Below are 24,983 nucleotides of genomic sequence, written 5' to 3'. Positions count from 1 at the left end.
CAGCCTTTTGACGAACCCTTGTCTTCCGCCTCTCTGCTCCCCCACTCACCGAACGGGTGAGGAGGAGAAAAAGTGGGAAGTCCCATGAGTTGCAGAGAGACAATGAAAATCTATCTCTCTAGCCTATGCGAATATGACATCCATTATGTGATACATGGGGGTACACGCTGGAGGTATTTTTTACCCCTTGACCAGTGTCTTTCTCATTACATCACCGGTTTTCAGTAACGGGTGCCACAACTATCGCCTGGATAGCGGTGGCACCGATTGTGCTACCTAAGAGCAGTCTTAATGAAAACTGACTTTTAGCCCCGGAAGCTGAAAACTCCACTCACGGGCCCATCATCGTCATCGCGGCGCTTGCGGCGCGCCCTGCGCTCCGCCGCCTTGGCTTGCACATCACTGCGCCCTCCCCTGCTGGGGTCGTATTGGCCCAACCGTGGCGCTCCGGACACACCTCCGCGACCCGCGCGGGAGGAAAAGCCTCCGGTAGCGCTGGCGGTCCGGGAGCTCGTGCGCGCTTTAGTGGCGGGTTTGGCTTCCGTGATGCGGGGCGCTTCCGGGGAGCGCACCTGGCCGTTGCGCACATCGATGCCCTCGACGTCGAACATGGTGGCCACAAAGTCCGCACACCACTGGATGAGTTCCTCGTCGCGCATCAAAGGATCGGTGACCTTGGTGCCCTTTTTCGGCATGGGCATCTGTATCGCCTGGGCGGCCGCCCGGTAGGTGGCGCCGGGGTACATGCGGCGCAGCCGCACCTGCTTGGAATCCGGCAGATCCACCGGGTGGATTTTCATGCGGGTGCCCTGCATTCCAATGTCGGTGAGTTTGGCGTCGCGGCACACCAACCGCAGTCGGGCAACGGCCAGCAGGCGTTCGACCTCTTCGGGCAGCTTGCCGTAGCGGTCGGTGACTTCCTCGACGGTGGCTTTGAGATCGGCTTCTTGTTTGGCTTCGGCGAGTTTGCGGTAGACCTCCAGGCGCAGCCTTTCGCTGGCGATGTATTCGGCCGGGATGTGCGCGTCGACGGGCAGATCGATGCGGATTTCTCGGGGCGTGTTGTCGGTGCCGTCGATGACTTCCCCATTGGCCATGGCTTTGAACGCCGCCACGGCGTCCTTGATCAGGCGCATGTACAGGTCCATGCCAACACCGGCGATGTGGCCGGACTGTTCGGCGCCGAGGATGTTGCCCGCGCCGCGCATTTCGAGGTCTTTGCGCGCCACCGCCATGCCGGCGCCGAGCTCGTTGTTGCTGGCGATGGTGGCCAGCCTGTCGTAGGAGGTTTCGGTGAGGGTGATGTCTTTGGGGTACAGGAAGTAGGCGTAGCCGCGTTCACGGGATCGCCCCACGCGCCCACGCAGCTGGTGCAACTGGCTCAACCCCATGTGGTGGGCGTTTTCCACGATGAGGGTGTTGGCGTTGGCGATGTCTAGGCCGGTTTCGACGATGGTGGTGCACACCAGCACGTCGTATTCGCGATCCCAGAAGCCTTGCACCGTTTTTTCCAGCTGTTCTTCGCTCATTTGGCCGTGGGCGATCACGATGCGCGCCTCGGGGACCAGTTCGCGCAGCTCCCGGGCGCGTTTTTCGATGCTTTTGACCTTGTTGTGCACGTAGAACACTTGCCCATCGCGCAGCAGTTCGCGACGAATCGCGGCGGCGACTTGCTTGTCTTCTTGGGCGCCGACGTAGGTCAGCACGGGGTGCCGGTCTTCGGGCGGGGTGAGGATAGTGGACATTTCCCGAATGCCCGTCATGGACATTTCCAGGGTGCGGGGAATGGGGGTGGCGGACATGGTGAGCACGTCAACGGCTGCTTTGAGCGCTTTGATGTGTTCCTTATGTTCCACGCCGAAGCGCTGTTCCTCGTCGACGATGATCAGGCCAAGGTTTTTCCATTGCACGCCGGTTTGCAGCAAGCGGTGGGTGCCGATGACGATGTCGACGCTGCCGTCGGCCAACCCGGCGAGGGTTTCTTTGGCTTCTTTAGTGCTGGTGAAGCGGGAGAGTCCCCGGATGGTGGTGGGAAATCCTGCGGTGCGGTTTTCGAAGGTGGCTAGGTGCTGTTGTGCCAGCAGGGTGGTGGGCACGAGCACGGCGACTTGTTTGCCGTCTTGGACGGCTTTGAAGGCGGCGCGGACGGCCACTTCGGTTTTGCCGTAGCCGACGTCGCCGACGATGACGCGGTCCATGGGGCGGGGGGCTTCCATGTCTTCTTTGACGGCGTCGATGGCGGCGAGCTGGTCTTCGGTTTCGGTGTAGGGGAAGTTGTCTTCCATCTCCTTTTGCCAGGGGCTGTCCGGCGCGAAGGGGTGGCCTGGGGTGGCGGCGCGTTTGGCGTAGAGCTGGACGAGTTCGGCGGCGATTTCGCGGACGGCGGCGCGGGCGCGTTTTTTGGTGTTTTTCCAGTCTGAGCCGCCCATTTTCGACAGGGTGGGTGCGTCGCCACCGGTGTAGCGGCTGAGCATGTCGAGGGCGTCCATGGGGACGTAGAGCTGGTCGCCGGGCTGCCCGCGTTTGGAGGGGGCGTATTCGAGGACGACGTATTCGCGGCGGGAGGTTTCGTCGCCGGCGTCGATGGTGCGCTCGGTCATTTTCACGAAGCGGCCAATGCCGTGGGTTTCGTGGACGACGAGGTCGCCGGGGGTCAGGGCGAGCGGGTCGACGCGGTTGCGGCGGCGTGCGGGTTTGCGTTTGGCGCCGGCGATGTCGCCGACGCGGTTGCCGGTCAGATCGGTTTCGGTGATGACGACCAGCGGCAGGCTCATGGTCTCGCCGTATTTGCCGGGTTTGGGGAAGATCAGGCCGGCATGGCTAAATGCCTGGTAGAGGGTGACTTCGCCGGGGGTGGGTTCCCAGCCGGCGGTGGCGACTTTGGTGGGGATGCCGTTTTCGCGGAAGCGGTCGACCATGCGTTTGACGACGGCTTTGGTGGGGGCGATGAAGGCGGCGCGGCCGCCGTCGCGGGTGTGGGCTTGCAGCATCGCCATCATGGAGGCGATGTCGTTGATGTCGCCGCGGGGTTGGGGTGCGGCCTGGTAGTCCAGCGGCAGGGTGTCGTCTTCGTCGGTGCCTTCTTCGAGCATGCCGGGGACGCTGAAGGTCCATACTGCCCCGTTGGTGCTGGCGTTTTTCAGCAGGGAGTCGTAGGAGCGGAAGGAGGCTGCGGTGAGGTCGAGGCCTTCGGCGGCGATGGGGCCGTTGGCGCCCATGGCGGCGGCTTCCCAGCCGGCGGCGAGGAATTCTTCGTCGGTTTTTTGCAGGTCGTGGACGCGGGTGCGGACTTTTTGCGGGTCGAGGACGACCAGGTGGGTGTTGCGGGGCAGCAGTTCGGGCAGTGAGACCAGGTCGCTGTGCGCGAGTTCGGGGATGAGTGCTTCCATGCCGTCGACGGCGATTCCGTCGGCGATTTTGGTGAAGATTTCGGCCAGGGTGGGGTGGCTGGCGTAGGTGGTGGCGTGGGCTTGGGCGGTGGCGGCGACTTGTTCGTCGATGATCAGTGCCCGGGCGGGGTAGATCTCGAGGTGTTGGTGTTGTTTGTCGGCGAGGGTGCGTTGGTCGGCAACGGAGAATTCTTTGAGTTCGGTGACTTCGTCGCCCCAGAATTCGACGCGGATGGGGTGGGTGGCGGTGGTTGGGAAGATGTCGATGATGCCGCCGCGGGTGGCGAATTCGCCGCGGGCGGCGACGAGATCGACGCTGTGGTAGCCGTAGCGGACGAGGTCGGCGACGAGCTCATCGAAGTCGCTGTCTTCGCCGACGGTGAGGGTGATGGGGGTGCGCCCGGGGTCGTTTTTGAGTACCGGTTGGGCGAGTCCGCGGGCGGTGGTGACGATGATTTTGGTGCGGTCGGCGTGGGCGAGGACCTGGGCGCGGGCGCCGATGGTGTCTTTGCTGGGGGATAGTCGTTCGTGGGGCAGGGTTTCGCAGGCCGGGTAGTAGGCGACGGCCGTCTCCCCGAGCATGGCGCGGAGTTCTCCGGCGAGGTCTTCGGCTTCGCGGCTGGTGGCGGCGACGGCGAGGACGGGGACTTTGGTGGCGAGTGTGGCTAGTGCCCAGGGCCGGGTTTGGGGCAGCCCGGTGAGGTGGAGCGGCTGCCCGGTGTGGGTGAGCATGCCGGTGAGTTTGGGGTCGGTGGCGGCGACGGCGCGCAGTCCGGACAGCATGGCAACGGCGGAGGTGGGCTGGTTCACGAGGTGGTCCTTCGGGTCGGCATGGTGGGGGTGCGGGCCGTGGGGTGCGGGCGGCGCCAGGCGCGGGTGTGGTTGGCACCTGTGGGGTGGGCCGTAAGTGGTGTTCCCCGGGTGGGTGTTGCGCCCTGTGGTGGGGTGGGGGCGGCCGGTACGGTTGGTAGGCTACTCGGATTCGGTGGCGCTGTCGTAGTTGGCTGGTGTGGGGTTGTTGGTGGTGGTCTCGAGGGGGTGCTCGAGGCTTTTGAGTTGGGGGTTGCTGTCCATGCCGGCGAGTCCGTTCCAGCACAGGTTGACGATGTGGGCGGCGACGATTTCTTTGTCGGGGGTTTTGGTATCGAGCCACCATTGGGCGGTCATGGAGACCATGCCGACGAGCGCTTGCCCGTAGAGGACGGCCATGTCTGGGTCGAGTCCGCGTTGTTCGAAGGCGCCACCGAGAATGTGTGAGACCTGGGCGACGGCGTCGTTGAGGAGGGTGGAGTAGGTGCGTTCCCCGCCGGGGGTGATGTCGCGGACCAAGATTTGGAAGCCGTCGGTGTGTTCTTCGACGTAGGTCAACAGTGCGAGGACGGCTTGTTCGATGCGGCGGCGGGTGCGCCCGGTGTCGAGGGCGTTGGTGATGACCGCTTCGAGGCGCACCATTTCGCGGTCGACGACGACGGCGTAGAGGCCCTCTTTTCCGCCGAAGTGTTCGTAGATGACGGGTTTGCTGACTGCTGCCCGGGCGGCGATTTCTTCGACGCTGGTGCCTTCGTATCCGCGTTCGGCGAACAGTGCTCGTCCGATGCTGATGAGTTGTTCTCGTCGTTGTTTGCCGCTCATCCGTTGCCTGACCATGGTTATGAGCTTAAATCACGGTTGCTTGTGTGGTGGTGATGGGCTGTCGTGGTGGGGGTGGGTGGGGATTTTTTATGCCTTGTGGTGGGGTTTTGTGACCCTTGTGGGTGGGTGGGGGAAGGTGTGCTAACATTAGCGACGCAATTCCCTGTGGTGTAATTGGCAACACAACGGTTTTTGGTGCCGTCTTTCTAGGTTCGAGTCCTAGCAGGGAAGCAACTATGGCAAAGCCCGTGTGGGTGAGATTTTTTCAGTCTCATCCACACGGGCTTTGTCCGTGCTGGCTGTGGCCCGCGCGGACACACTTTTTGTCCTATAGGCCTACTTTGTGTCCTATCGGCGGGTTGTTTCCCCAGGTGAAACCCTGTTTTACCCGCCTTTACCCGCTAGTGTGCACGAGCGCACGCTAGCTCCCCCACGAGCCCCCGTTAGCCCCACCAGCCCGCCTAAGCTGCACTAGCTCCCTGAAGGCCTGCACCAACTCCCCTGCCACCAACCCCCTGCCCGCACCTGGCCGAGGCTACAGACGGGCGGGTTAGGGCTGTGGCGGGGTCGGATCAGTGGTGGGGTGGTTAACTAGCGCCGGTATCGGCTTCCGCATCGCCGGCTGTGTGCGTCTCAGCGCCGTGCCGGGGTGTCGGGGTGGGCTGTGTTGCGGGGTGTGTTGTTGTGGCGGCTGGTTGCTGCGGCGCGGTGTGGTTGCTGAGCTTTTCGGCGTTGTTAGCTACGGCGATGCGCACATCCGATTGGTGGGCGTGCAGCACTGTCAGGCTGGCCAGCAAGGTGGCAGCGACCAGGAGTGCGACGAGCTCCCACGCATAGTTCAGGTCCGCGAGCTGGTAGGGGATTTTTCTGTATCCGTATTCGTTTTCCACGTAGTACCAGGCGGGCCAGGCGTAGCTGCCGAGGATTTCGGCAATACCGGCGAGGACGGCGAGGCTGACGAGCAGTGTGGTGCTGGCACGCCACAGCAACAGACCCAGAACGACAACCGTGATGGCGAGCACCAGTTGGCTATAAGACCACATGAGGTTGCCGTTGAAGCGCAGCATGGAAAGCAAGGGCGCGAGAAGGATGATGGTGATGGCAACACCGTAGGTTTCTTTGGCGGTGCGGGATTTGGCCCACGCCCGGGTGGGGGTGGGGTTGGTGGGGTCGATACCGTCGATGCGGGCGAGTTCGGCCAGGGCTGCGATATCGGGTTCGCGGCGTGCGGGGGCGAGGATGAGCAGGACAAGGCAGGCCAGTCCGGCAATCAGGATCGGGGAGGCCGCGGGTTGCGCCAGGCAGGTAATGCAGATGACTGGCCCCGACATGACCATGGCGCTGCCCGTGACGGCGGTCAGTGCGGCGGTGGGGGCGATCATGAGCAGCGCTGCCGTCCAGCTGGCGCGCCGGGCGGCGAACACGATGGCGACGGCCACTGCGGCGGCTAGCAGTGTTCCCAGCAGTCGGTATGGCAGCTGTTCCCAGTCGATTGTGCCGTAGCCGTAGTGGGCGGAAAAAGCGATGCCGGCTTGGAGGGCTGCTTCGTGCCCGATGATGCCGATAAGGATCGCGATGACGAGTTTTCGGCTGAAGAAGGGCTGATCTGTGCGGCCGACGCGCCTAATGACCAGCGCTGCTTCGCGCAGTGCAGCGCGGCGGGTGGCCAACTCTGGTGTGTTCTCCGGGGGCGCGGGATGCTGTGCGTGCGTGGCCTGCGGGTGGCTGGTGCCGTTGGCTGTGCCAGCTTCCGGCTGGGTGGACTGCCACTGCCCCACCGTCGGCGTGGCAGCAGTAAGACACGATGCAGCGTCCGCAGTCGCGCCCGCCGGCGCGTCGACCTGACCCACAGTGCTATCGGCCGAGTCAGTGGTGTCAGCAGGCCCAGTGGTGTCAGCGAAGTCAGTGGGGTCAGCAGAGTTAGTGGGGCCAGTGGGGTCAGTAGGGGTGGCCTTCATGCCGGTGGGCGCGGTGTCGCGCCGCAGCAGCAGGGCCCCCACAGCCATAATCGTGCCGGGAATCCACACCGACAGCAGCCACCTGCTGATGTCGTTAAGACCGACCAGTTCCGGGTGGGCGGTCATTTTTTCGGCAATCACGCTGAGATCGGGTTCTTCGGCGTAATCCAGGCTGGTTTCAAGCACCGCACTAAGCGATGGCTCCCCCACATAGAGGTGGAAGCCCTGGGCGATGATCCACATCGTCGCGCACACCACCAGCACCCACCGGGTGGTTTTGGGCGAGCTCATGGACAGCAGCACCCCAAAAATCACAAAGCCGGGGATCATCGCCATGGTGAAATCCGGCAAAGCAAGCGCCCCGGGCCCCAGCATCCAGGCGGGCATGAGCAACACGCTCAAGACCACACCGGCAACAGCAACCCAACTCAGCCGGGTTTTAAAGAAGTTTCGGGTGGCGTATTCCAGGCGCTGGCCGAACCCACCGCCAGGTTCTGCTGGCGTGGTGCCCGCCGCGGGCTCGAAAGCAGATGGCGCTAACCCATCGCCAGCCTGCTGCGGGGCGCTGTGCTCAGGCTGTGCCACCGGGCGCGGGTTTGTGCTGCGCGCATCGGGGCGTGCACCGTGCTCGGGCTGATCGGGGTGCAGTGGCGGTGTGGTGCTCATGGTGGAGGTCTTTCCTGGTGCAGGCAAAGGCAGAGGCAAAGGCTTGTGCGGGCCAGTGCGGGCTAGTGCGCAGAAATGCTGCTTGCAGCACCCCGCACACAAGGGGGTTATTGATTAGCTTTATCGCCAATCGATATCTGCCACGTTACGCATACACACACCTGCGGGGGTGAGTGCAGAACTGTCCCAAACACCGCTTAATATGGGCGTTGAGCTGCCCATAAACAGCACAGCCTTGGGGTGTAACCCACCGTTAGGGCAGCCATTGGTTACTACCCCCGACTGGCGAGCTTGTTCACGACTGTTTGGAAGTTGAATCTTTCGGCTGCGCCACAGCTGTGGGCTGTGCCGGTGGTACCGGCGCAAGCGGGGGTGCGGCGTGTGGGGGCTTTGTTCGCCGCAGTAGCACCCCCACCAGCCCGGCGGTGCCACTGATCAGCATGACTAGCCCCGGCACCGCCACAACGACCAGCAGCAGCGCGGCATGCCACAGGCCATCGAGGTTGCTAAAACCGTGACCTAGGCTTAGCCGCAGCCATAGGGTGAGTGCGACAAATATGCCCCCGAGGGCGGTGAGGGTGGAAAACACCACCACCCCACCGCGTTGGGCGATAAACAGCACCAGCATGCCGGCGAGGAAAAACCACCCCATCAACGAGCTGCGCACGATCTCACTGTCGGGCAGGACGAGGAAGAACACCGCCACGGTGACCAAGGCTGAGGCCACAATCCCCCAGATCACGTGCCGTTGCAGGAAGGACTCCCCTGGCGCGACCAGTCGGGTGCGGGGCTGGCGGTCTTGCACCGCCGCGTGTGCACTTGTGGTTTCAGCCTGGGTTTTGCCGCCAGCGGCCATGGCCGGGAGGTGCGTGGTTTTCTCCAGGGGCTTGGCCTTCTCAAGATCATGGGTGTCGCCGGTGGGTGCGACGTGGTGTGGTGCCGGAAAAGACGGGTGTCCCCCGGCCGGATAATTGGCGCTGTCCTGGGTTGCGGGCGGGCGGGTGCGGGTCGGCAGGATGCTGCTGAGCGTTGCGGCGATGGCGGTGCCGGCGATCAGGGGCAGAAGGTGGGTGAGGGTGTCATACAGGGGGTAGAGCACCGGGTGTGCTTCGCGGGCGGCGGCGATGCGGGCGGGGAGGATGACGGTGGTCAGATCGATAATTGGCAGATCGAAAAACCCAACGAGGCGAAACTGCACCACCCACAGTGCTGTGGCCACAGCAGCCAAAAGTGCGCTGCTCCAGCGCGGAATACGTGCGCTTAAGGCGCCTAACACCAGGATGGCGATGGCGGTAAGAATTGGGGAGGGAATCACCCGGGGCAGCGGTAGCAGCAGGTCAATGGGGCCGAGCAGCACAAAAATGACGGCCATGATGCTGTGGGCGATAAAGGCGACACTGCCAACGTATTTTCCACCCGGATGCGCGTTGTGTGAAGCGCTGCGATGGCTTTGACCTACACCGATGGCGCGACCCTTGGGTGGGGTCGGTGGTGTGGGAAAATCCGACACTGCTTTAACGCTCCTGTGCTTGCGCCCACCGGCTGAAAAGTGTTTTTCATCTTCGCTGCGGTCATCGCACCGTGGTGTACCAGCTGACTGTTTTTGCACACCTGTCGATATCAGGCGGATGCTTATTGCGGTGGGTTCTTTCTTGACGATTCTAGCTGCGCAGACAGCACCTGCCGGCGTATTAAGTCGGCCTTCAAGAAACCACGATGGGGATTATGGCGTTGCTGCAAGCACACGTACTTAACGGGTTTTTCTGGCCCCAAGTGCAGGTGGCGCACAGATTGAGGCCGCGATGGGTGATGCGCACGATGAAAAAAGTGCAGCGGTATGTTGAGGCTTAACCCAGCATTTTGTTTTTGCCTACAGCAAAGCCGCCACAGTGCTGGTGGTGCACGTGACGGCTGGTGACGTAGCCCGGCATGGGGCGTTGGGGGGTTTCTCCGCTGTGACGTGTGTTGGATTGGGCGGGGATAAAGTCCGCGTTTTAGCGGTGTGCCTGTGCCACGGGGGTGGATGCGACGTCGTTGACGAGGCCTTGTGCTGCAACGCGACCGCCGGGGGTCTTGGCACTCAGTGAGGACACGGCGGAGGTGTCGATGCCGGAGCTGGAGGCAACACGGCCGTAGGCGGTGTTGTCTGCGGAGCAGGCGGTCAGCGATGCGGCGGTCATCATGAGTGCGATGGCGGCGATTGTGGTGCGGTTGCGCATGTTTTTAAGGCTCCTTGGAAAAACTGTGGCGTGACGTTGCTGGGGTGCTGCTTTGTCGAACACCCCAAACCATAGGCCAAGATTGTCAATAAAGTCTTATTTGATATTGCAACTGTATTTATAGGCTGCCCACACCGGCATCACACACCGACAGCCATCACCCAAGCACTCGCAATAAATTCACACTTCCCGCAGGTCAAAAGCATTTCGACACCCCCTTCCACACACCACACCACCCATACGTTTCAGCTGCCGATTACACCGACCCAACCCTTGTGATTTTTCACACCCCACGGCGCAATGCCCCCATCGCGACAATCACCCGTTCAGCAGACTCCCCCACCGGCCGCACAAAATAACAACGACACGTCACCTCCACCCCAACCCTCACCTCCACCCCATCCCTCACCCACCTGCCCCACATCCCACATCCCACACCACCAGCCCCGACCACACCCCCACACCACCTGCCCCGACCACAATCCCCATCCCCAACGAAAATCTCGGACCACAACCCCGGCACACACATCCACCCCACCCCCAGCACGCAAATCCACCACAGCCAACAAAACCACCGCAGCCAACAAAGCCACCCCGAGCAAACACCCCCCACAACAAGCAAAATCACCCCCACACAACAATGCGACTGGCCCCCACAAGCCACCCCGTGAGGGGTAAAAGATCTTTTTTCCACAAATGGATTCCAAGCAAAGCTTGTACAACCAGGACACTTTTTCTTCCAGAAGGTAGCCTGTCATCCCAACATCAGGCCCTATTCATCAGCCTGCTTTGAGGTTTTGACCACCGCAGGCTTGCCTGCACACAGCGAAAAGGTTCATGCCGTTGACCACCGCCGACACTCCCGCCGCACCACAGCGAGCCACCGCGCTTGGCGTTTCCTCCACCGAGGCCCACAACGCCCGCGTCTTCATCGCCGCCCAGGGCTTGCAAAACGTCGGCGACCAGCTCGTGAACGCCAAAACCATCCTGCCCTGGGTGCTGCACGCCGGCGGTGTCCCCGGGTTCCTCATCGCCTTGCTGGTACCGATTCGGGAATCCGGCAGCATGCTGCCCCAGGTGCGAATCAGTGCCGCCCTAGCAAGCCGCCCCAACCGGGTGCGCCTGTGGACGTTGGGGGCTGCCGGCCAAGCAGCTGCCGCTCTCGGCATCGCCCTAGCCGCCTGGCAATTAGAGGGCATGGCCTTGGGCCTGACGGTGGTGGTGCTGCTTGGCGTGCTGGCCCTGGCGCGGGCGGTGTGCTCCATTACCTCTAAGGATGTGCAAGGGCGCACCATTTCCAAGGGCCGGCGCGGCCGCGTCAGCGGCCTGGCGACCGCCTGGGGTGGTGGCATTGCTGTCACCGTGGGCCTGGGCTTGAAGGTGGCAGGCAGTGGCCTGCCCAGCTGGGCTCTCGCACTCCTGATCGGGGCGGGGGCTGCCAGTTGGGCTATCGCCGCATTCGTGTTCACCCGCACCATTGACCAGCCAGACACCGCCGGCACCAAACGCGCTAAGCCCCGCCGGGCAGCACTGAAACTGCTACGCGACGACGCGCCTTTCCGACACTTCGTCATCGTGCGCTCCCTGCTGTTGGTTTCTGCACTATCGCCCACTTTTGTGGTGACCATGAGCCACCGCCACAGCGACGCCCTGACCGGGCTTGCTCCCTTCGTTTTGGCCTCCGGGGTGGCGTCCCTGGCAGGTGGGCGGGTATCTGGCTGGCTTTCTGACCGCAGTTCCAAAAACACCATGACCTTCGGGGCACTGGCAGTCAGCGTGATTCTGGTGGCACTGATCCTGCTGGAGCACTCCCCCGCACGCACTTTCAGCGGCGTGATTTTGCCGGCCGCTTTCTTCTTAATCGCGCTGTGCCACACCGCCATTCGAGTAGCCCGCAAGACCTATGTGGTCGACATGGCCGAAGGCGACAAGCGCACTGAGTATGTGGCCGTGGCCAACAGTGCAATGGGAGTGGTGTTGCTGTTGGTGGGCGCGATCTCTGGTGCTTTTGCGTCCCTGTCCCCGGAGGCAGCCCTGGGCTTTTTGGCCGCCATCGGCCTGGTGGGCGTGTTTTTCGGCTCGCGCATGCAGGAAGTCTCCGCCAAGGCTTAAAACCCAAAGCAAAAACAGCCCACCCTGCACTGCCGCCGACCGCACTCTTCCCAACCCTGCCACCGCACCGGCCAGGGCTTGGCTACCCGCACGACTGCACAGCAGCACACGGGCACAACCCAACAGCATGCTGCTGCCACGCTTGGCCTTTCATGGTGCTGCCGCGCATGGCCTTTCATGGTGTAGCTCTCCATGGTCTTGCAGGGCACTCATCGCTTCACCGCGATGTCAGACCCCGGCACCGGCACCTGTTATGGGGCTGCAAGCAGCGTGATAATGACCTCTGGCATCGTTTTCACAGGTGGCTTGCTGCGTGCTGGCCAGGGGTTTTGTGAAGGTGAGAGTAAAGCTGGGCGAAAGGGTGTGCGTGTGCGGTACGCGCCGATGGAAAGAGTGTGGAAAAGTGGGAAGTTAGAATAATGCCGAGCTGACTCGATCGGAGAACACCACCTTGACTGACGTTGCCGTCATCATCCTGGCCGCAGGCCAGGGAACCCGAATGAAATCCTCCCGCCCCAAGATGCTGCACAGCGTTGCCGGCCGCACCATGCTGGCCCACGCTTTGCACGCCGCGGCGGGTGTTGCGAAAAACAACATTGTCGCCGTGGTCGGCCACGGCCGCGATCAGGTGGTGCCCGCCATTGAGGATGAAACCCCAAAGCTGAACCAGGTCTTCGGCACCGAGCGCGTGTTGACTGCGGTGCAGGAAGAACAAAACGGCACAGGCCACGCTGTGGCCTGTGGCTTGGAAGAACTCGACCGCGCCCACGGCGGCGCGTTCGAGGGCACCGTGGTGGTGACCACCTCCGACGTGCCGATGCTCAACGCCGATACCTTGCGCGATCTCCTCACCGAGCACACCACCTCCCCGCGCGCATCGGTAACAGTCTTGACCGCCACCATCGCCTCCCCCACCGGCTACGGCCGCATCGTGCGTACCAGCGATGGTGAAGTCACCTCCATCGTGGAAGAAAAAGACGCCGACGAGGCCCAAAAAGCCATCACTGAAATCAACTCCGGCGTGTACGCCTTCGACGCGGCACTGCTGCGCAGCGCCGTCGGCCAGTTGGACACCAACAACGCCCAGGGCGAGTTCTACCTCACCGACGTCATCGGGATTGCCCGCAGCAACGACAAAGTCGTGCGCGCCCACCGCATCGACGACGCCCACCTGATCGCCGGCGTCAACGACCGCGTACAGCTGGCCGCCATCGCCAAAGAATTCAACCGCCGCCTATGCGAAAAGGCCATGCGCGGTGGCGCCACCCTGATCGACCCGGACACCACCTTCATCGACGTCGAGGTCGAAATCGGCCAGGACGTGCTCATCCAGCCCGGCACCCAGCTGCGCGGCTGCACCAGCATCGGCAACAACTGCGAGATCGGCCCCGACACCACCCTGATCGACATGGAAGTCCACGACGGCGCCTCCGTCGTCCGCACCCACGGCTCACTATCGGTCATCGGTAAAGACGCCACCGTCGGCCCCTACACCTTCATCCGCCCCGGCACTGAGCTCGGGGAGCGCGGCAAACTCGGCGGCTTCGTAGAAGCCAAAAACGCCCAGATCGGGCGCGGCTCGAAAGTGCCGCACCTGACCTACATCGGGGATGCCACCGTCGGTGAAGAATCCAACATCGGCGCCTCCAGCGTCTTCGTCAACTACGACGGCGTCAACAAGCACCGCACCACCATCGGCTCCTATGTCCGCACCGGATCCGACACCATGTTCATCGCTCCGGTGACCGTCGGTGATGGCGCCTACTCCGGAGCGGGTACAGTAATCAGGGACGATGTGCCTGCCGGTGCGCTCGCGGTCTCTGGTGGACCGCAACGCAACATCGAGGGCTGGGTCGAAAAGAAACGCCCCGGCACCCCGGCCGCAGACGCAGCCAAAAAAGCCCAGGAAAAAACCGAATCCTAGAAAAACCTCCACGGCCACAGGCACCACGCCTGTGACCCACTGGGAAGATTTTCTCGGACACACCCAATGAGGAAGGGTCAGCAGGTCGACACTTATGACTGCTAACTGGATTGACAACAAGCGCAACTTGATGCTGTTTGCCGGGCGCGCGCACCCGGAGCTCGGCGAAGCCATCGCCAATGAGCTCGGCATCGAAATCACCCCCATGACCGCACGCGACTTCGCCAACGGCGAAATCTTCGTCCGCTTCGAAGAGTCCGTGCGTGGCTGCGACGCCTTCGTCCTGCAGTCCCACACCCAGCCGCTGAACAAGTGGCTGATGGAACAGCTCATCATGATCGACGCGCTCAAGCGCGGCTCCGCCAAGCGCATCACCGCGATCCTGCCGTTCTACCCCTACGCCCGCCAGGACAAGAAGCACCGCGGCCGCGAGCCGATCTCCGCCCGCCTGGTCGCCGACCTGCTCTACGCTGCTGGCGCTGACCGCATTATCTCGGTCGACCTGCACACCGACCAGATCCAGGGCTTCTTCGACGGTCCCGTCGACCACATGCACGCCATGCCGATCCTGACCGACTACATCAAGGCCAACTACAGCCTCGACAATATCGCCGTGGTCTCCCCGGACGCCGGCCGCGTGAAGGTCGCAGAAAAGTGGGCCAAGACCCTGGGCGATGCCCCGCTGGCCTTCGTCCACAAGACCCGCAGCGTGGATGTTGCCAACCAGGTTGTCGCCAACCGCGTCGTCGGTGACGTCGCCGGCAAGACCTGTGTCCTGCTCGACGACATGATCGACACCGGCGGAACCATCGCTGGTGCTGTCGGCGTGCTCCGCGAAGCTGGCGCCACCGACGTCATCATCGCCACCACCCACGGTGTGTTCTCCGGGCCTGCCCGCGAGCGCCTGTCCCAGTGTGGCGCCAAGGAAGTCATCGCCACCGACACCCTGCCCCAGAACACCGAAGGCTGGGACAACCTGACTGTCCTGTCGATCGCTCCCCTGCTGGCTAAGACCATCAAGGAAGTCTTCGAGAACGGCTCCGTCACCCAGCTGTTCGAGGGCCAGGCCTAAGTCGGCTTAAAGCCCCCCTTTCTCTAAAACCCGATTCCAGAAATCCTTCACCAGGACTTCCAGGAGTCGGGTTTTGTTTTCCTTCGTTGCACGCTGAATTGTTCCACCGGATCTATTCCCCAACTCCCCTATCTCTCCTAAGCTATTGAAGTACCAACTCCCTGCGCCACGAACTCCACTTTTGTGAGCTCGTGGCGCAGAAGAGATCTCACCGGCTTTGAGCCAAAATCCCTTTCGCCAATGAGCTTCGACGACTACCACCTCTATCGCACCAGTTATCGCGCCGATGACAATCGCCCCGGTGTGCCTGCGAACATCTTCAATGACTGGCCGGTGGTCTACGTCATCACAAATGATGAGGACATCTACATCGGGGAGACCATCCACGTCGGCACCCGATTGGAACAGCACCGCAACACCAACATAAAACTCCAAGACATGGAGCAGGTGCGGGTCATCGCTAACGACGCTTTCAACAAGTCGGCCTGCCTGCATTTAGAGTCTTGGCTCATTCAAGCCGCAAGCGGCGACGGTACCCGGCAGGTAAAAAACACCGTCACCGCGATGAAGGAATCCAGTTACTACCAACGGGAGCTCTACGCCCGCGGGTTCCCGGGTGTTTACCGCCAGCTGAAAGACGAGGGAGTTTTCACCAAAGAACTGGAAGATGTCCTGAATTCCGAGTTCTACAAGTTCTCTCCTTTCAAAGCCCTGCAAAAGGACCAAGCCGACACTGTCCGCGCCATCCTCACTCGTATCTTCGCTATTGATTTCGCTACCCAGCGGGCAAGCAACTCCCCTGCCACCACCATTGTTATCTCTGGTGAACCAGGCACTGGCAAGACCATCGTGGCGATTTATTTGCTCAAAGCGTTGCGGGATATCGCCGCATGGGAGGACGAGTTCATCCACGATGATGATCCCTTCGCCGACTTCTACACCCCGAAGAACAAAGCCATAGCCAGCAAACTGGTGTCTTGTTTGCTCATGCCACAGTCTGCGCTGCGCACAACCCTGGCCAAGGTCTTCAAGCACACGCCAGGAATGGAAAACATTGAGATCCGCTCGCCGCTGAAAGTCGGTCGAGAAACCGACGACGCGAGTCTCATCGGTGAGCACAACGCTTTCGACGGGCAAACAGGGAAATCCCCGCTAAAGCAATACGACATTCTCGTCGTGGATGAAGCCCACCGGCTTAGGCAGCGCAGCAATTACGGATCCATGAATGGAGAAGTCAAAAAGGTTCTCGCCTCTCTTGGAGAGGATCCAGAAACTAGCACCATTACTGAGCTGGACTGGGTTCAGCGCCGCAGCAGTCTGGCAATACTTTTGCTCGACCCGCAGCAGGCAGTGCGCGTGTCGGACTTACCTGATGATGTCGTTGCCAACACCATCGCCCAGGCGAAACGTGAAGGTTTGTTCTTCTCACTCGCACAACAGGTTCGGGTTAAGGCGGTCGCCGCGGGACCACTGGCCACGGCCCACAACCCGCACCAGCTCCAGACGCAGGACCAACCGGGCCAATACGGCGCCTCGGTGGAACACCTGCCTTCCTACTCCGAATACGTTCGCGCCATCTTCAGCCTCAACGATGACCCCGCGCCCACGGCGTACACCAACTACGAGCTGGCGATCGTTGACGACCTTGCGGACATGCTCTCCCTCATCAAGGACCGCAACGACACTTTTGACCTTGCACGGATCGTTGCAGGTTACGCGTGGCCGTGGGAAAGGAACAAGGTCAAGGCGAGAAAGCGGCGCAAGAAAGACCCCAACTATGTCATGCCAGATTACGACTGGAAGATCGACGGCATTCCTTTGCGATGGAACTCCACCATCGAAGACTGGATGGGCAGCGACAACGCCATCAACGAGGTGGGTTCTATCCACACGGTCCAGGGATACGATCTCAACTACGCCGGAGTCATCATCGGCCCCGACATCACCTACGACCCAGTCCGAGAAACCGTGGCTTTCGGCGGACGAGAACATTTCGCCGACACCGGCGCAACGCGAGGAACCAAAAACAATCCAGCCACAGACGAAGACATTTTTAACGCTGTACTCAACGCCTACTACGTGCTGGCCACCCGCGGTATTCGGGGCACGTTCTTCTATGTTTGCGATGACGCACTAAGGGAACATCTCAAGAAGTTCTTCCCTGTTCTCGCCAGCCCCGCAGATAACCGGATAGTCGAGAGCGATCCAAAGCAGACGACCAGCAGCCGGCCCGGCAACACAGTTGATTTCGCGCCACAATCCAAGCCTGCACTTTTCGACTTTGGTGTCGAAGCGCTGCCGGCGAAACGGTAGCCGCAAACACGTGCTCTAGCAATCACAACGCTTCCAACGCTTCTGTTGTTCAGCTAGATGAGTAATTATCTTAGATCGAAACGGAAGGAAAGCATCCAAGATGGCTCCTGCTCAGAGCACATGCGAAAATAGGAAAAACCAACCTAGCTAACAAAAAATCATCAGCCGAAATGCCTACGCACTCGAGACAAGCTTCAATGAGTCGAGGATTCGGTCGAGGAAGGCCCCAGACGATGGCACCCACTTTGGATCCCACAGTTATCGAGCTACAACTTCTTGAGCAACGGGCCGATGGGTCAATTCGAGCGGCTATCCCCTACACCGTGATCCCCACCATCTATGTGGTCCCACGGGAATCCTTTGACGACTACGCCGACCACTCGGAACTCAACCACCCTGGAATTTATGTCATGGTTGAGCGCATTCCAGGGCACAAGGGAAACGCCTATATCGGGCAAGCTAATAACCGCGCCAACGGCAAGGGCGCCATCGGGCGAGTCAGGGAACACATCAAGCAGGGTCGCCACACATGGGCCACTCACGCATTGTTCATCCTTGGAGAAAAAGCTCAGTTCAATGCGACTGAACTCGACGTCTTGGAGAATACTTTTACTCGCTTGGCCCAAAAATCCGGTCGCTTCCAGGTAGCCAATAGCTACACTCCAAGTGCTAGTGAGGGAACTGAACGCCATCGCCAGATGCTGTCCAAATGCGTGTCAGATGCACGCCTTATTTTGACAACGCTGGGGTGGTACGTTTTCGAACCAACCGAAGACAAAGCCAAGGTTCAAGGGTCTAAAACTTCTGATAGCCAAGCAGATAATGCTGTCGATCCGGGAACAGTGGCATCCAAATCCCCTACTTTCAAGCCAGCCCCAGAGCATCCGACTGTTGAATCACTGAAAGCGGAAAGAGAACCCGACGAGCACCCAGCCACTTCCAACCAAGCAACTGCCGCGGAGCAAAACACGAAGACCAAACAACCTCTCACACAGCACGAGGCTGTTTTCTCAGAGGAGATCGATATGGACGCGACCCATGACGCGGTTGTCTTCTATATGCGGGTGAAAGGACATAGCACTCCCGCCCGTGGCTTGTGGCAAGGCCCAAAGGAGTTCGTACTATTGGCCGGCTCCCCGCTTACAGCTACTTGTTGCAGAGGCGCATGCCGGAGTAACGCGATTCGCACTATCTGGTAACACCGCATACGGACATGCATCACCCCCGCACCCGGTGAACTTTCACCGGTGGATGCGGGGGTGATGCATGGGGGTGGTGGGTTATTGCCTGCGTCGGTCCGTGCCGTTGATCGCGACAACGATCGGGTGCTTAAGCAACCTGCTGAGGATTGCTTCAGAAAAACCCGGGTTGTCGAACGCGCGGTACCAGTCCTGTGGCTGCAGTTGGCTGGCCAGCACGGTGGCGGAGCTTTCACGACGGTCGAGCACGTCAGCGATCGCGCGGGTGTGGGCATCGGCGTAGCTGCCCAACGCGAAGTCATCGATGATGAGGACATCAACGGTGCTGAGGTCGTCGATGAGCTGGTAGTAGGCGCCGGTGTCGTCGGTGACTTCTTCGATCGCCCTGATCAGCCCGTGGTGGGTGTAGTAGCGCACGTCGTAGCCGTTTTCGCAGGCAGCCAGGCCGAGAGCTTTGACGATGTAGGTTTTGCCCACACCGCAGGGGGCTTGGACAATGACGTTGGTGCCGTGGCGGACCCAGTCCAGTTGTGCCAGCCCATCGATGGTGGCTTTGTCCAGGTCACGATTCGAGTCGTAGTGAATGTTTTCCACGCATGCGGTCGAGGTGTCCAGGTGTGCGGCTTTGCGGCGTTTTGCCAGCCGGACGTTGTCGCGGTGGTGTTTGAGACTGTGCAGGCCGTAGCGGATGATTTGGGATCCGGTCAGACCTGCGGTGGCTGGGTCTTCCAGAAGGGTGCGGATCGCTTCGCCCATGGCGGTGATGCGGAACTGTTTAAACAGCTCGTAGTCGTCATCGCTCATGGCCGGGAACGCGGTGTTCGGGCTAGTCATCGTGGTTGTCCTTGGCTTGGTCGGCGGCGGGGTTGGTGTTTGCCGTCGGCTGTGTGGTGGGCAGTGTGAAGGCGTCGGCACCGCGCAGGCCATGGTGGAGGGTGTCGTGGCGGTTGGTTTTGCCAGCCTGGGGGCGTGGGCGCGCAGCCGGTGGTGGGGTGGTGCGTCGCATAAGTGCGTCGATGCGGGTAAACGACGCTGGGGTGTTGGTGGCGATGAGGTCTGCGCAGACGTCTTCAAGCCTGTGCAGCTTTTTGTTGCGGCCAAGCTTTAGGATGTTGTCGCAGGCGTGATACGCCTGTGCTTCGTGGTCGACACCATTGAGAAGTTGTGTGATCACAGCTTCGGTGTGGGGCCCGAAACGTCGTGCACGTCCGATAAGGCTTTTCCTAGACCAGTGGGAGCGAGTCTGTTGGTGAGCATCCGGCATGTGTGCGATGTCGGTGGTGAAGCTGCCTTGCCGGCCGGTGCAACGGCTGCGCCGGGCAACTTCACTGCCTTCGCAGTAGATGGTGATGGTGGTGTCGGTGGCTTGGATTTTCACCGTTTTGCCCACCAGTGCGTAGGGCACCGAGTAGTTCTGCTTGTCGTAGCGGATGTGATAGTTGTGTCCGACGATGGCTTTCGCCCAGGTGCAGTTGGTCCAGGCGATATCGGGTAGCCGGCCAAGGCTTTCGCGTTCGAAGTCGTCGAATAGTTCAGCCCTGCTGATGTTGTTGGTCATGGGCGTGGTGTTAAGGTCGTCGACTAGAATCCGCAGCCGGGTGTTGAGGTCGTCGAGGGTGGTAAACCACTGTTGTTGCAGGACGGCGATGATGCGTGTGGTGACGATTTTGACGGCGTTTTCCACGTGCCCTTTGTCGGTGGGGCGATGCGGCCTGGCGGGGGTAATGCCGAAGCCGTAGTGGGCGGCGAACGCTTGGTAGTTGGGGTTGATCACCCGTAGGCGTTTGTCCGCGGCCCACATCAAGGTGGCGGTGCTGGTGTTGTCTGGGGTGACGGTGGCAGGTACCCCGCCGATGTATTCCAGTGCTTGCCGGTGGCAGTCTAGCCAGGCGGGCAGTTTTTCGTCTTTCGTGGCGGTGGCGAAGATCAGGCCGGAGTGTGGGAGGCTGGCGACGAAGATGCTGGCTTTTGCAGGATCGTCGAGGTGTCCGTAGAGGATTTTCGTGCCGGCCCAGTCGACTTGGAGTTCAAACCCTGGTGCGTGGGTGAGGGTTTGGGTCAGTTTGTTGACGTCGACGAATGCGGTGACTTTGCGGCAGAACTGCGCGTAGCTATATGCCTTGCATCCTGCTTTTTCGGCTTGGTGGAGGTAGGTTTCCCACTCGTAGCGCAGGGTGAAGGTTTTGTCGTGCTTGGCCGCTTTGCGGTGGATGGCTTCGACGTCTGGGGGCAGGTAGCTGTCGTTGGTGCGGGTGCGGCGTTTGTCTGGCAGCAGCGCTGTGATTTCGGCGTCGCTGAGGGCGGCAATCTTGTCGGCGGTCAGGTTGTGATCGTCGATGAGTTGCTTGCAGTTTTGGATGGTGCGCGGCGAGCACTGGAATGCTTGTTGCATTTGCCTGTGGCTCATTGAGCCGTCGTAGACGGCGGTCAGTAGCCGCTTGATGTTGGATGCCATGATGAGCGTCCTTTGCGGTGTGCAAACGTGTCACCGGTGGCACAAGCCGCGCCACCGGCCGCTTGTCATTCAACCGGGTGCCGGACGTTTTGGCAGGGGGCTTGGCCTTTGATTCGGGCGTGATCCCACATCGCGGTGGATGCATTACCCCCGTTGTTGAGCGTTACCAGATAGTGCGAATCGCGTTATCCGATGATGCGATTTTGCACTTGTACGGAAACCGCCGTCAATACACTCCGCGCTGCTCAAGGCGACGCAGTTACAGATAGCACTGTTAGGGAAGACATCACTTTCACGTCCTCCAGCGCCGCCGCGCGTTTTGTGGCTGGAAACTCACGCAACGGTAAAATCACGTGGAAAACTAAAAATGGCACGCTTTTACGAGATGCTTTTCATAGAGACAAATAAGAAGCGCTACGAGGATTTTTTAAAAGAAAACTCCGAAAAGACTTTTCTGCTTTGAGATCGCCACGAAAGCGGGTAGAACCCCTTCTTAAGAAAAGAAAACTTGCAGGTCTACAACAAAAGTGCATCAAAAAACTGATGAAAAAATAGGGCTTTCTGCTGGCTAGCGCTGATAACCTACGCAAGCCTTCACTTACTACCTACACGTTTACCCTGTATCTACTAATAAAGAGCTAGTGGATTCGCGATGAGTCGATTCGATAACCAAATTTCTAAACGGTGCAAACCCGTTGATCCTGAATGCGTATTCACACCGCTCACTCCACGACGAGGAAGACACAGGGTCAATACAACGCTAAGCAGAGTCGCGTTCTATAAGTTTCTGATCCTCAGGATCATAGGACAGGTTCACGATGGAGCCATCAATGATGGCCTCAATAGCTTGATCAAGAACAGGAAAGGGAACGCTAAACCACTCTGAAGGATGGTGCGCCTTCCCATCGAGTCCGATGATCGTCACATCCAACTTCACCATCGCAAAAACTCTGTGGAGAAGGTGTTCTAGCGCTGAGGTCTTCAAATTGTAGGTCTGGTAGGTTGCAACCACTTCTACAGGAGCCATCAAATAGGTTGGCTCGCGCTTCGCGTTAGCAATTCTTTTCTCCACCGAACCTCTAGAAAACCCAACTTTATACAAGTTCGGAATTGAGGTGATCTCTGTTTTTTCACTCAACGAGCGCAAAACATAAATGTTACCTGTCAGAACGTCATCATCTCCGACAAGTAAGGAATCCAGGACCGAAGGCACTGCCCGCTTCCCTTCTTGCAAACCTAGTCGAACTGCTAGAGACTGGCGATACATTGCGGATTCTGTACCGTTTTCGAAGATCACTCGCATTCTTTCACGCTTGACCTCCTTGCCATTCATGACCTTGTATTCAGGTTCCTTGACCTCCGCGATAAATACCATTACTCCTCCAACAACGAGGTAAGCTCCAGGCACGATTGCAGTAATGCTGGACTCCGGCACAAGCCGCATCGAACCGTCTGCAAGTTGCTCATGCATACGCTTGAAAAGTGGGGCAAAGGTCTCAAAATCCGGGCATTTCTTCCGTCTTTCGATGTCACCCGGTTGTGAATTTCTCGTCGCTACCTCAGGCAAAGTCGATACATCAAAGATATCCGCGTCGTCATCTGAAACCAGATCAGATAAGCAATCAGATTCCAACAATTCATCAAAGGTTTCAAAGGATTCCGTCGGAGTTAGCAGGCCGAACTCTGTGTCGAGAGGGCGAAGCGCTTCGAGCTTCCTATGGCTAGCAAGGATCCCAGCAAGACGTGCGCCGAGCTTCCGTTCAGCTATCTCGCGCGTCTCTGCAGACGGCAACCTCCCATGTAAACGTCGAAACTCAACAATCTCCTGGAAAGCACGCTCCAGACGGTCAACACTCGTTACCGGTAACGGTTTCTCTGGCTCACGGAAAAACTCAAGATCTTCCGCGCTGAAAGAATCGAGAAAATCATCGGTTTCTACCGGCTTATCCGGGCGGTTACGGTTAAACTTCTTAGCCACGCGTCTATTTCTCCGCACTCAAAGAACTGTTTTCCACAGCAGCAGCACGTCGTTGAGCTTCTCGCTGCCGGATCCGGTGCTGCATGTAGAGCACAATTTCTGCATCGCGAACTTCGCGCGGATCCTCACTATTCTTGTCTGGTCTCCAGCCTGGTCGATTCTTCATCGCCTGAGTAATTCGAGGTAACTCGACGCGGGCTTCTTCTTCGGTTACATCAATCTTCGTTACATCTATTTCATCGCGAATAAGACGAAGCACGTTTGGAGTTACTGACCGCGACAGCACTTCGTATGCCTTTTGGAAGGGATTAATCGACTCAATCAGATTGATATTGAGATCATCAATGTTGACGAATCTGGCGGCCATTTTTATAAAACGATCCTCACCAACTTGAGTGATATTGCTCTTCTTCACAACCGCATCCACGACAACATGCTGCGCAACCGCCAGTACGTCTTCTTCAGGCAGAGTCGGGTATTTCTCTCGTACGATTTTCGGAATCAGAACCTTTGTGATCATTTCCGGTTGGACGTCCGGACTCATTGCCGCTTTCGCAAAATTAGGATCTTGCAAAAGATGCGCTTTGATATCAGTGAGCCCATCTAGCACAATTTGCTTTCCTTGAGCTGTCTTAGGTTCCTTAAAACCAGCAATACGCAATGTGCCAGGATTATCTTTCGTTTCATCCCCCGACGGCTTCTTTGCTTTGAAGGTGAAATTCGGGGCAAGAACCTGCTCCATCAGCAAAGACGCAGTAATAGCTTTCAACATATTGTTAACCGATGCAGTCACATCGTCTTGAGACGCTTCAGGTTCAGCGATGAGGTTAGTGAACTGTGCGTGCCGTTTCCCCTCACTATCGCGAGTCACACGACCAATGATCTGAATAACTTCGGTTAGGGATGCTCGATACCCAACGGTGAGGGCATGCTCCGCGAAAGGCCAGTCAAAACCTTCCTTAGCCATACCGAGAGCAATAATGATGTCCACTGCGTCACGGTTCTCTGCGGCGTCCTGAAGGTACTCCAGGAGCTTCGCACGGCGCTTCTGATCAGTATCATCAACCAAATCTGCCACTCGAAGTGTTCGCCCGAGTTGCTCATTGCGAACCAGTAGGATTCCGCTTTCAGGTTCACGCTCCACAACCGCGGATGCGCCGGGATCCTCTGCGCCGGCGATGACGTCGAGGATGTGCCCAACTTCCTCGAGTTTGTCCTTTGTAGACTCGCCAGAGTTCACGCTCGGGATGTGAATGATGGTCTTCTTGTCGAGATCCAATACCTCGCTGATAGCATCCAGGTACCGCCCCTGATAGAAGTGATGCCCAATACCGAGGGACTTCAAGTAACGATAACCATTGAGCTGGTCATAATAGTTGAAGGTGACATGTGTGAACTTTTCTTCTACCTCAGGCAGCAGCACCGGCACCGTGTCACCACGGAAGTAAGAACCCGTCATTGCCACGATATGGCAATCAGAGCCTCTCATCACTTCAGCGAGCAGGGCTCCCAAGCGATTGTCGTCTGTGTCAGCCGACACGTGGTGAAATTCATCGATAGCCAATACGCAGCCATCAAAATCACTCGGAGCGAGCTTCTCAAACGCAAATCTCAGCGTGGCATGCGTACACACCAGGATCGCATCATTGGGGCCATCAGGCGCAGGCTTAAGGAATGATACGAACTGTTCCACCTTACTTTTCGAAGATCCCGCATCGCACAGATTGTTCCAAGGCTTGACATCCCAGTCAGCGAAGAAACCATTCGAAACAAGCCCGGTGTTCTTAAACGAACCCCCGATTGATTTTTCAGGAACAGCAACGATGACTTTTCGTCGGCGCTGGTTATAAAGCTTGTCTAATGCGATAAACATTAACGCCCGGGATTTTCCAGATGCCGGAGGCGCTTTAATGAGCAAATACTGGGACAGTCGGGCTTCGAAAGCGCGAGCTTGCATCTCGCGCATTCCCAGTTCGTTGGTGTTTACCGAGCGCCCAGTTCGATCGTAAACTACGTCGACTATGTTTTCCGTCTTACCCATAATACTCATCATTTTACCCATTCGT

General features: G+C 59.3%; 15 protein-coding genes and 1 tRNA gene. 7 read left to right on the top strand and 9 right to left on the bottom strand.

The genetic code is table 11. From position 1 onward, the window contains the following. Positions 1–305 precede the first annotated feature (305 nt). On the bottom strand, positions 306–4,172 hold the full coding sequence (mfd, locus tag CAQU_RS04185; RefSeq protein WP_084563158.1) for a transcription-repair coupling factor: 3,867 nt from the start codon (positions 4,170–4,172) through the stop codon (positions 306–308). A 189-nt stretch (positions 4,173–4,361) separates the two neighbouring features. After that, positions 4,362–5,036, bottom strand: a complete 675-nt coding sequence (locus CAQU_RS04180) for a TetR/AcrR family transcriptional regulator (RefSeq protein WP_075725500.1) — start codon at positions 5,034–5,036, stop codon at positions 4,362–4,364. A gap of 144 nt (positions 5,037–5,180) precedes the next feature. On the opposite strand from CAQU_RS04180, the gene CAQU_RS04175 reads away from it, so the two are divergent. Next, positions 5,181–5,252 (top strand) — tRNA-Gln (locus CAQU_RS04175). Positions 5,253–5,608: 356 nt separating this feature from the next. Here CAQU_RS04175 and CAQU_RS04170 read toward each other — a convergent pair. The 3 genes from CAQU_RS04170 to CAQU_RS04160 form a co-directional block, all read right to left on the bottom strand. Further along, a complete protein-coding gene (locus CAQU_RS04170; protein ID WP_075725498.1) occupies positions 5,609–7,645 on the bottom strand; it encodes a hypothetical protein in 2,037 nt (678 codons plus the stop codon). Between the two features lie 295 nt (positions 7,646–7,940). Further along, positions 7,941–9,017, bottom strand: a complete 1,077-nt coding sequence (locus tag CAQU_RS04165; protein ID WP_157108894.1) for a hypothetical protein — start codon at positions 9,015–9,017, stop codon at positions 7,941–7,943. Positions 9,018–9,639: 622 nt separating this feature from the next. Beyond that, positions 9,640–9,864 carry a hypothetical protein gene (locus CAQU_RS04160; protein WP_075725494.1) on the bottom strand — a complete coding sequence of 75 codons (225 nt, stop codon included), beginning with the start codon at positions 9,862–9,864 and terminating at the stop codon, positions 9,640–9,642. A gap of 837 nt (positions 9,865–10,701) precedes the next feature. On the opposite strand from CAQU_RS04160, the gene CAQU_RS04155 reads away from it, so the two are divergent. The 5 genes from CAQU_RS04155 (at position 10,702) to CAQU_RS04135 (ending at position 18,484) form a co-directional block, all read left to right on the top strand. Next, complete coding sequence (locus CAQU_RS04155; RefSeq protein WP_075725492.1) at positions 10,702–11,976, top strand: MFS transporter; 1,275 nt, start codon at positions 10,702–10,704, stop codon at positions 11,974–11,976. Between the two features lie 451 nt (positions 11,977–12,427). Further along, a complete protein-coding gene (glmU, locus tag CAQU_RS04150; protein ID WP_075725490.1) occupies positions 12,428–13,900 on the top strand; it encodes a bifunctional UDP-N-acetylglucosamine diphosphorylase/glucosamine-1-phosphate N-acetyltransferase GlmU in 1,473 nt (490 codons plus the stop codon). A 94-nt stretch (positions 13,901–13,994) separates the two neighbouring features. Next, positions 13,995–14,972 carry a ribose-phosphate diphosphokinase gene (locus CAQU_RS04145; RefSeq protein ID WP_075725488.1) on the top strand — a complete coding sequence of 326 codons (978 nt, stop codon included), beginning with the start codon at positions 13,995–13,997 and terminating at the stop codon, positions 14,970–14,972. 303 nt (positions 14,973–15,275) lie between these two features. Beyond that, on the top strand, positions 15,276–17,285 hold the full coding sequence (locus CAQU_RS04140) for a DUF2075 domain-containing protein (RefSeq protein WP_169836023.1): 2,010 nt from the start codon (positions 15,276–15,278) through the stop codon (positions 17,283–17,285). Positions 17,286–17,518: 233 nt separating this feature from the next. Beyond that, positions 17,519–18,484 carry a GIY-YIG nuclease family protein gene (locus CAQU_RS04135; RefSeq protein ID WP_075725485.1) on the top strand — a complete coding sequence of 322 codons (966 nt, stop codon included), beginning with the start codon at positions 17,519–17,521 and terminating at the stop codon, positions 18,482–18,484. A gap of 81 nt (positions 18,485–18,565) precedes the next feature. On the opposite strand, the gene CAQU_RS04130 is transcribed toward CAQU_RS04135, so the two are convergent. Together CAQU_RS04130 and istA are read right to left on the bottom strand one after the other, a co-directional pair. Continuing rightward, positions 18,566–19,318 (bottom strand): ATP-binding protein, encoded by a 753-nt coding sequence (locus CAQU_RS04130; RefSeq protein WP_075725483.1) that lies wholly within the window; start codon positions 19,316–19,318, stop codon positions 18,566–18,568. Then, a complete protein-coding gene (gene istA / locus CAQU_RS04125; protein ID WP_075725481.1) occupies positions 19,311–20,939 on the bottom strand; it encodes an IS21 family transposase in 1,629 nt (542 codons plus the stop codon). Before istA ends, CAQU_RS04130 begins: the two co-directional genes overlap by 8 nt. Positions 20,940–21,131: 192 nt before the next feature. On the opposite strand from istA, the gene CAQU_RS13275 reads away from it, so the two are divergent. Then, positions 21,132–21,347: a DUF4357 domain-containing protein gene (locus tag CAQU_RS13275; protein ID WP_075725479.1), complete on the top strand. Its 216-nt coding sequence runs from the start codon at positions 21,132–21,134 to the stop codon at positions 21,345–21,347. A gap of 352 nt (positions 21,348–21,699) precedes the next feature. Here CAQU_RS13275 and CAQU_RS04115 read toward each other — a convergent pair whose 3' ends face one another. Next, a complete protein-coding gene (locus CAQU_RS04115; protein WP_075725477.1) occupies positions 21,700–22,917 on the bottom strand; it encodes a GIY-YIG nuclease family protein in 1,218 nt (405 codons plus the stop codon). A 4-nt stretch (positions 22,918–22,921) separates the two neighbouring features. Next, positions 22,922–24,958: a DEAD/DEAH box helicase gene (locus CAQU_RS04110; protein ID WP_075728372.1), complete on the bottom strand. Its 2,037-nt coding sequence runs from the start codon at positions 24,956–24,958 to the stop codon at positions 22,922–22,924. Positions 24,959–24,983 lie beyond the last annotated feature (25 nt).

The sequence above is a fragment of the Corynebacterium aquilae DSM 44791 genome (assembly GCF_001941445.1).
GTDB lineage: Bacteria > Actinomycetota > Actinomycetes > Mycobacteriales > Mycobacteriaceae > Corynebacterium > Corynebacterium aquilae.
This window is presented reverse-complemented; position numbering and strand designations above follow the sequence as displayed.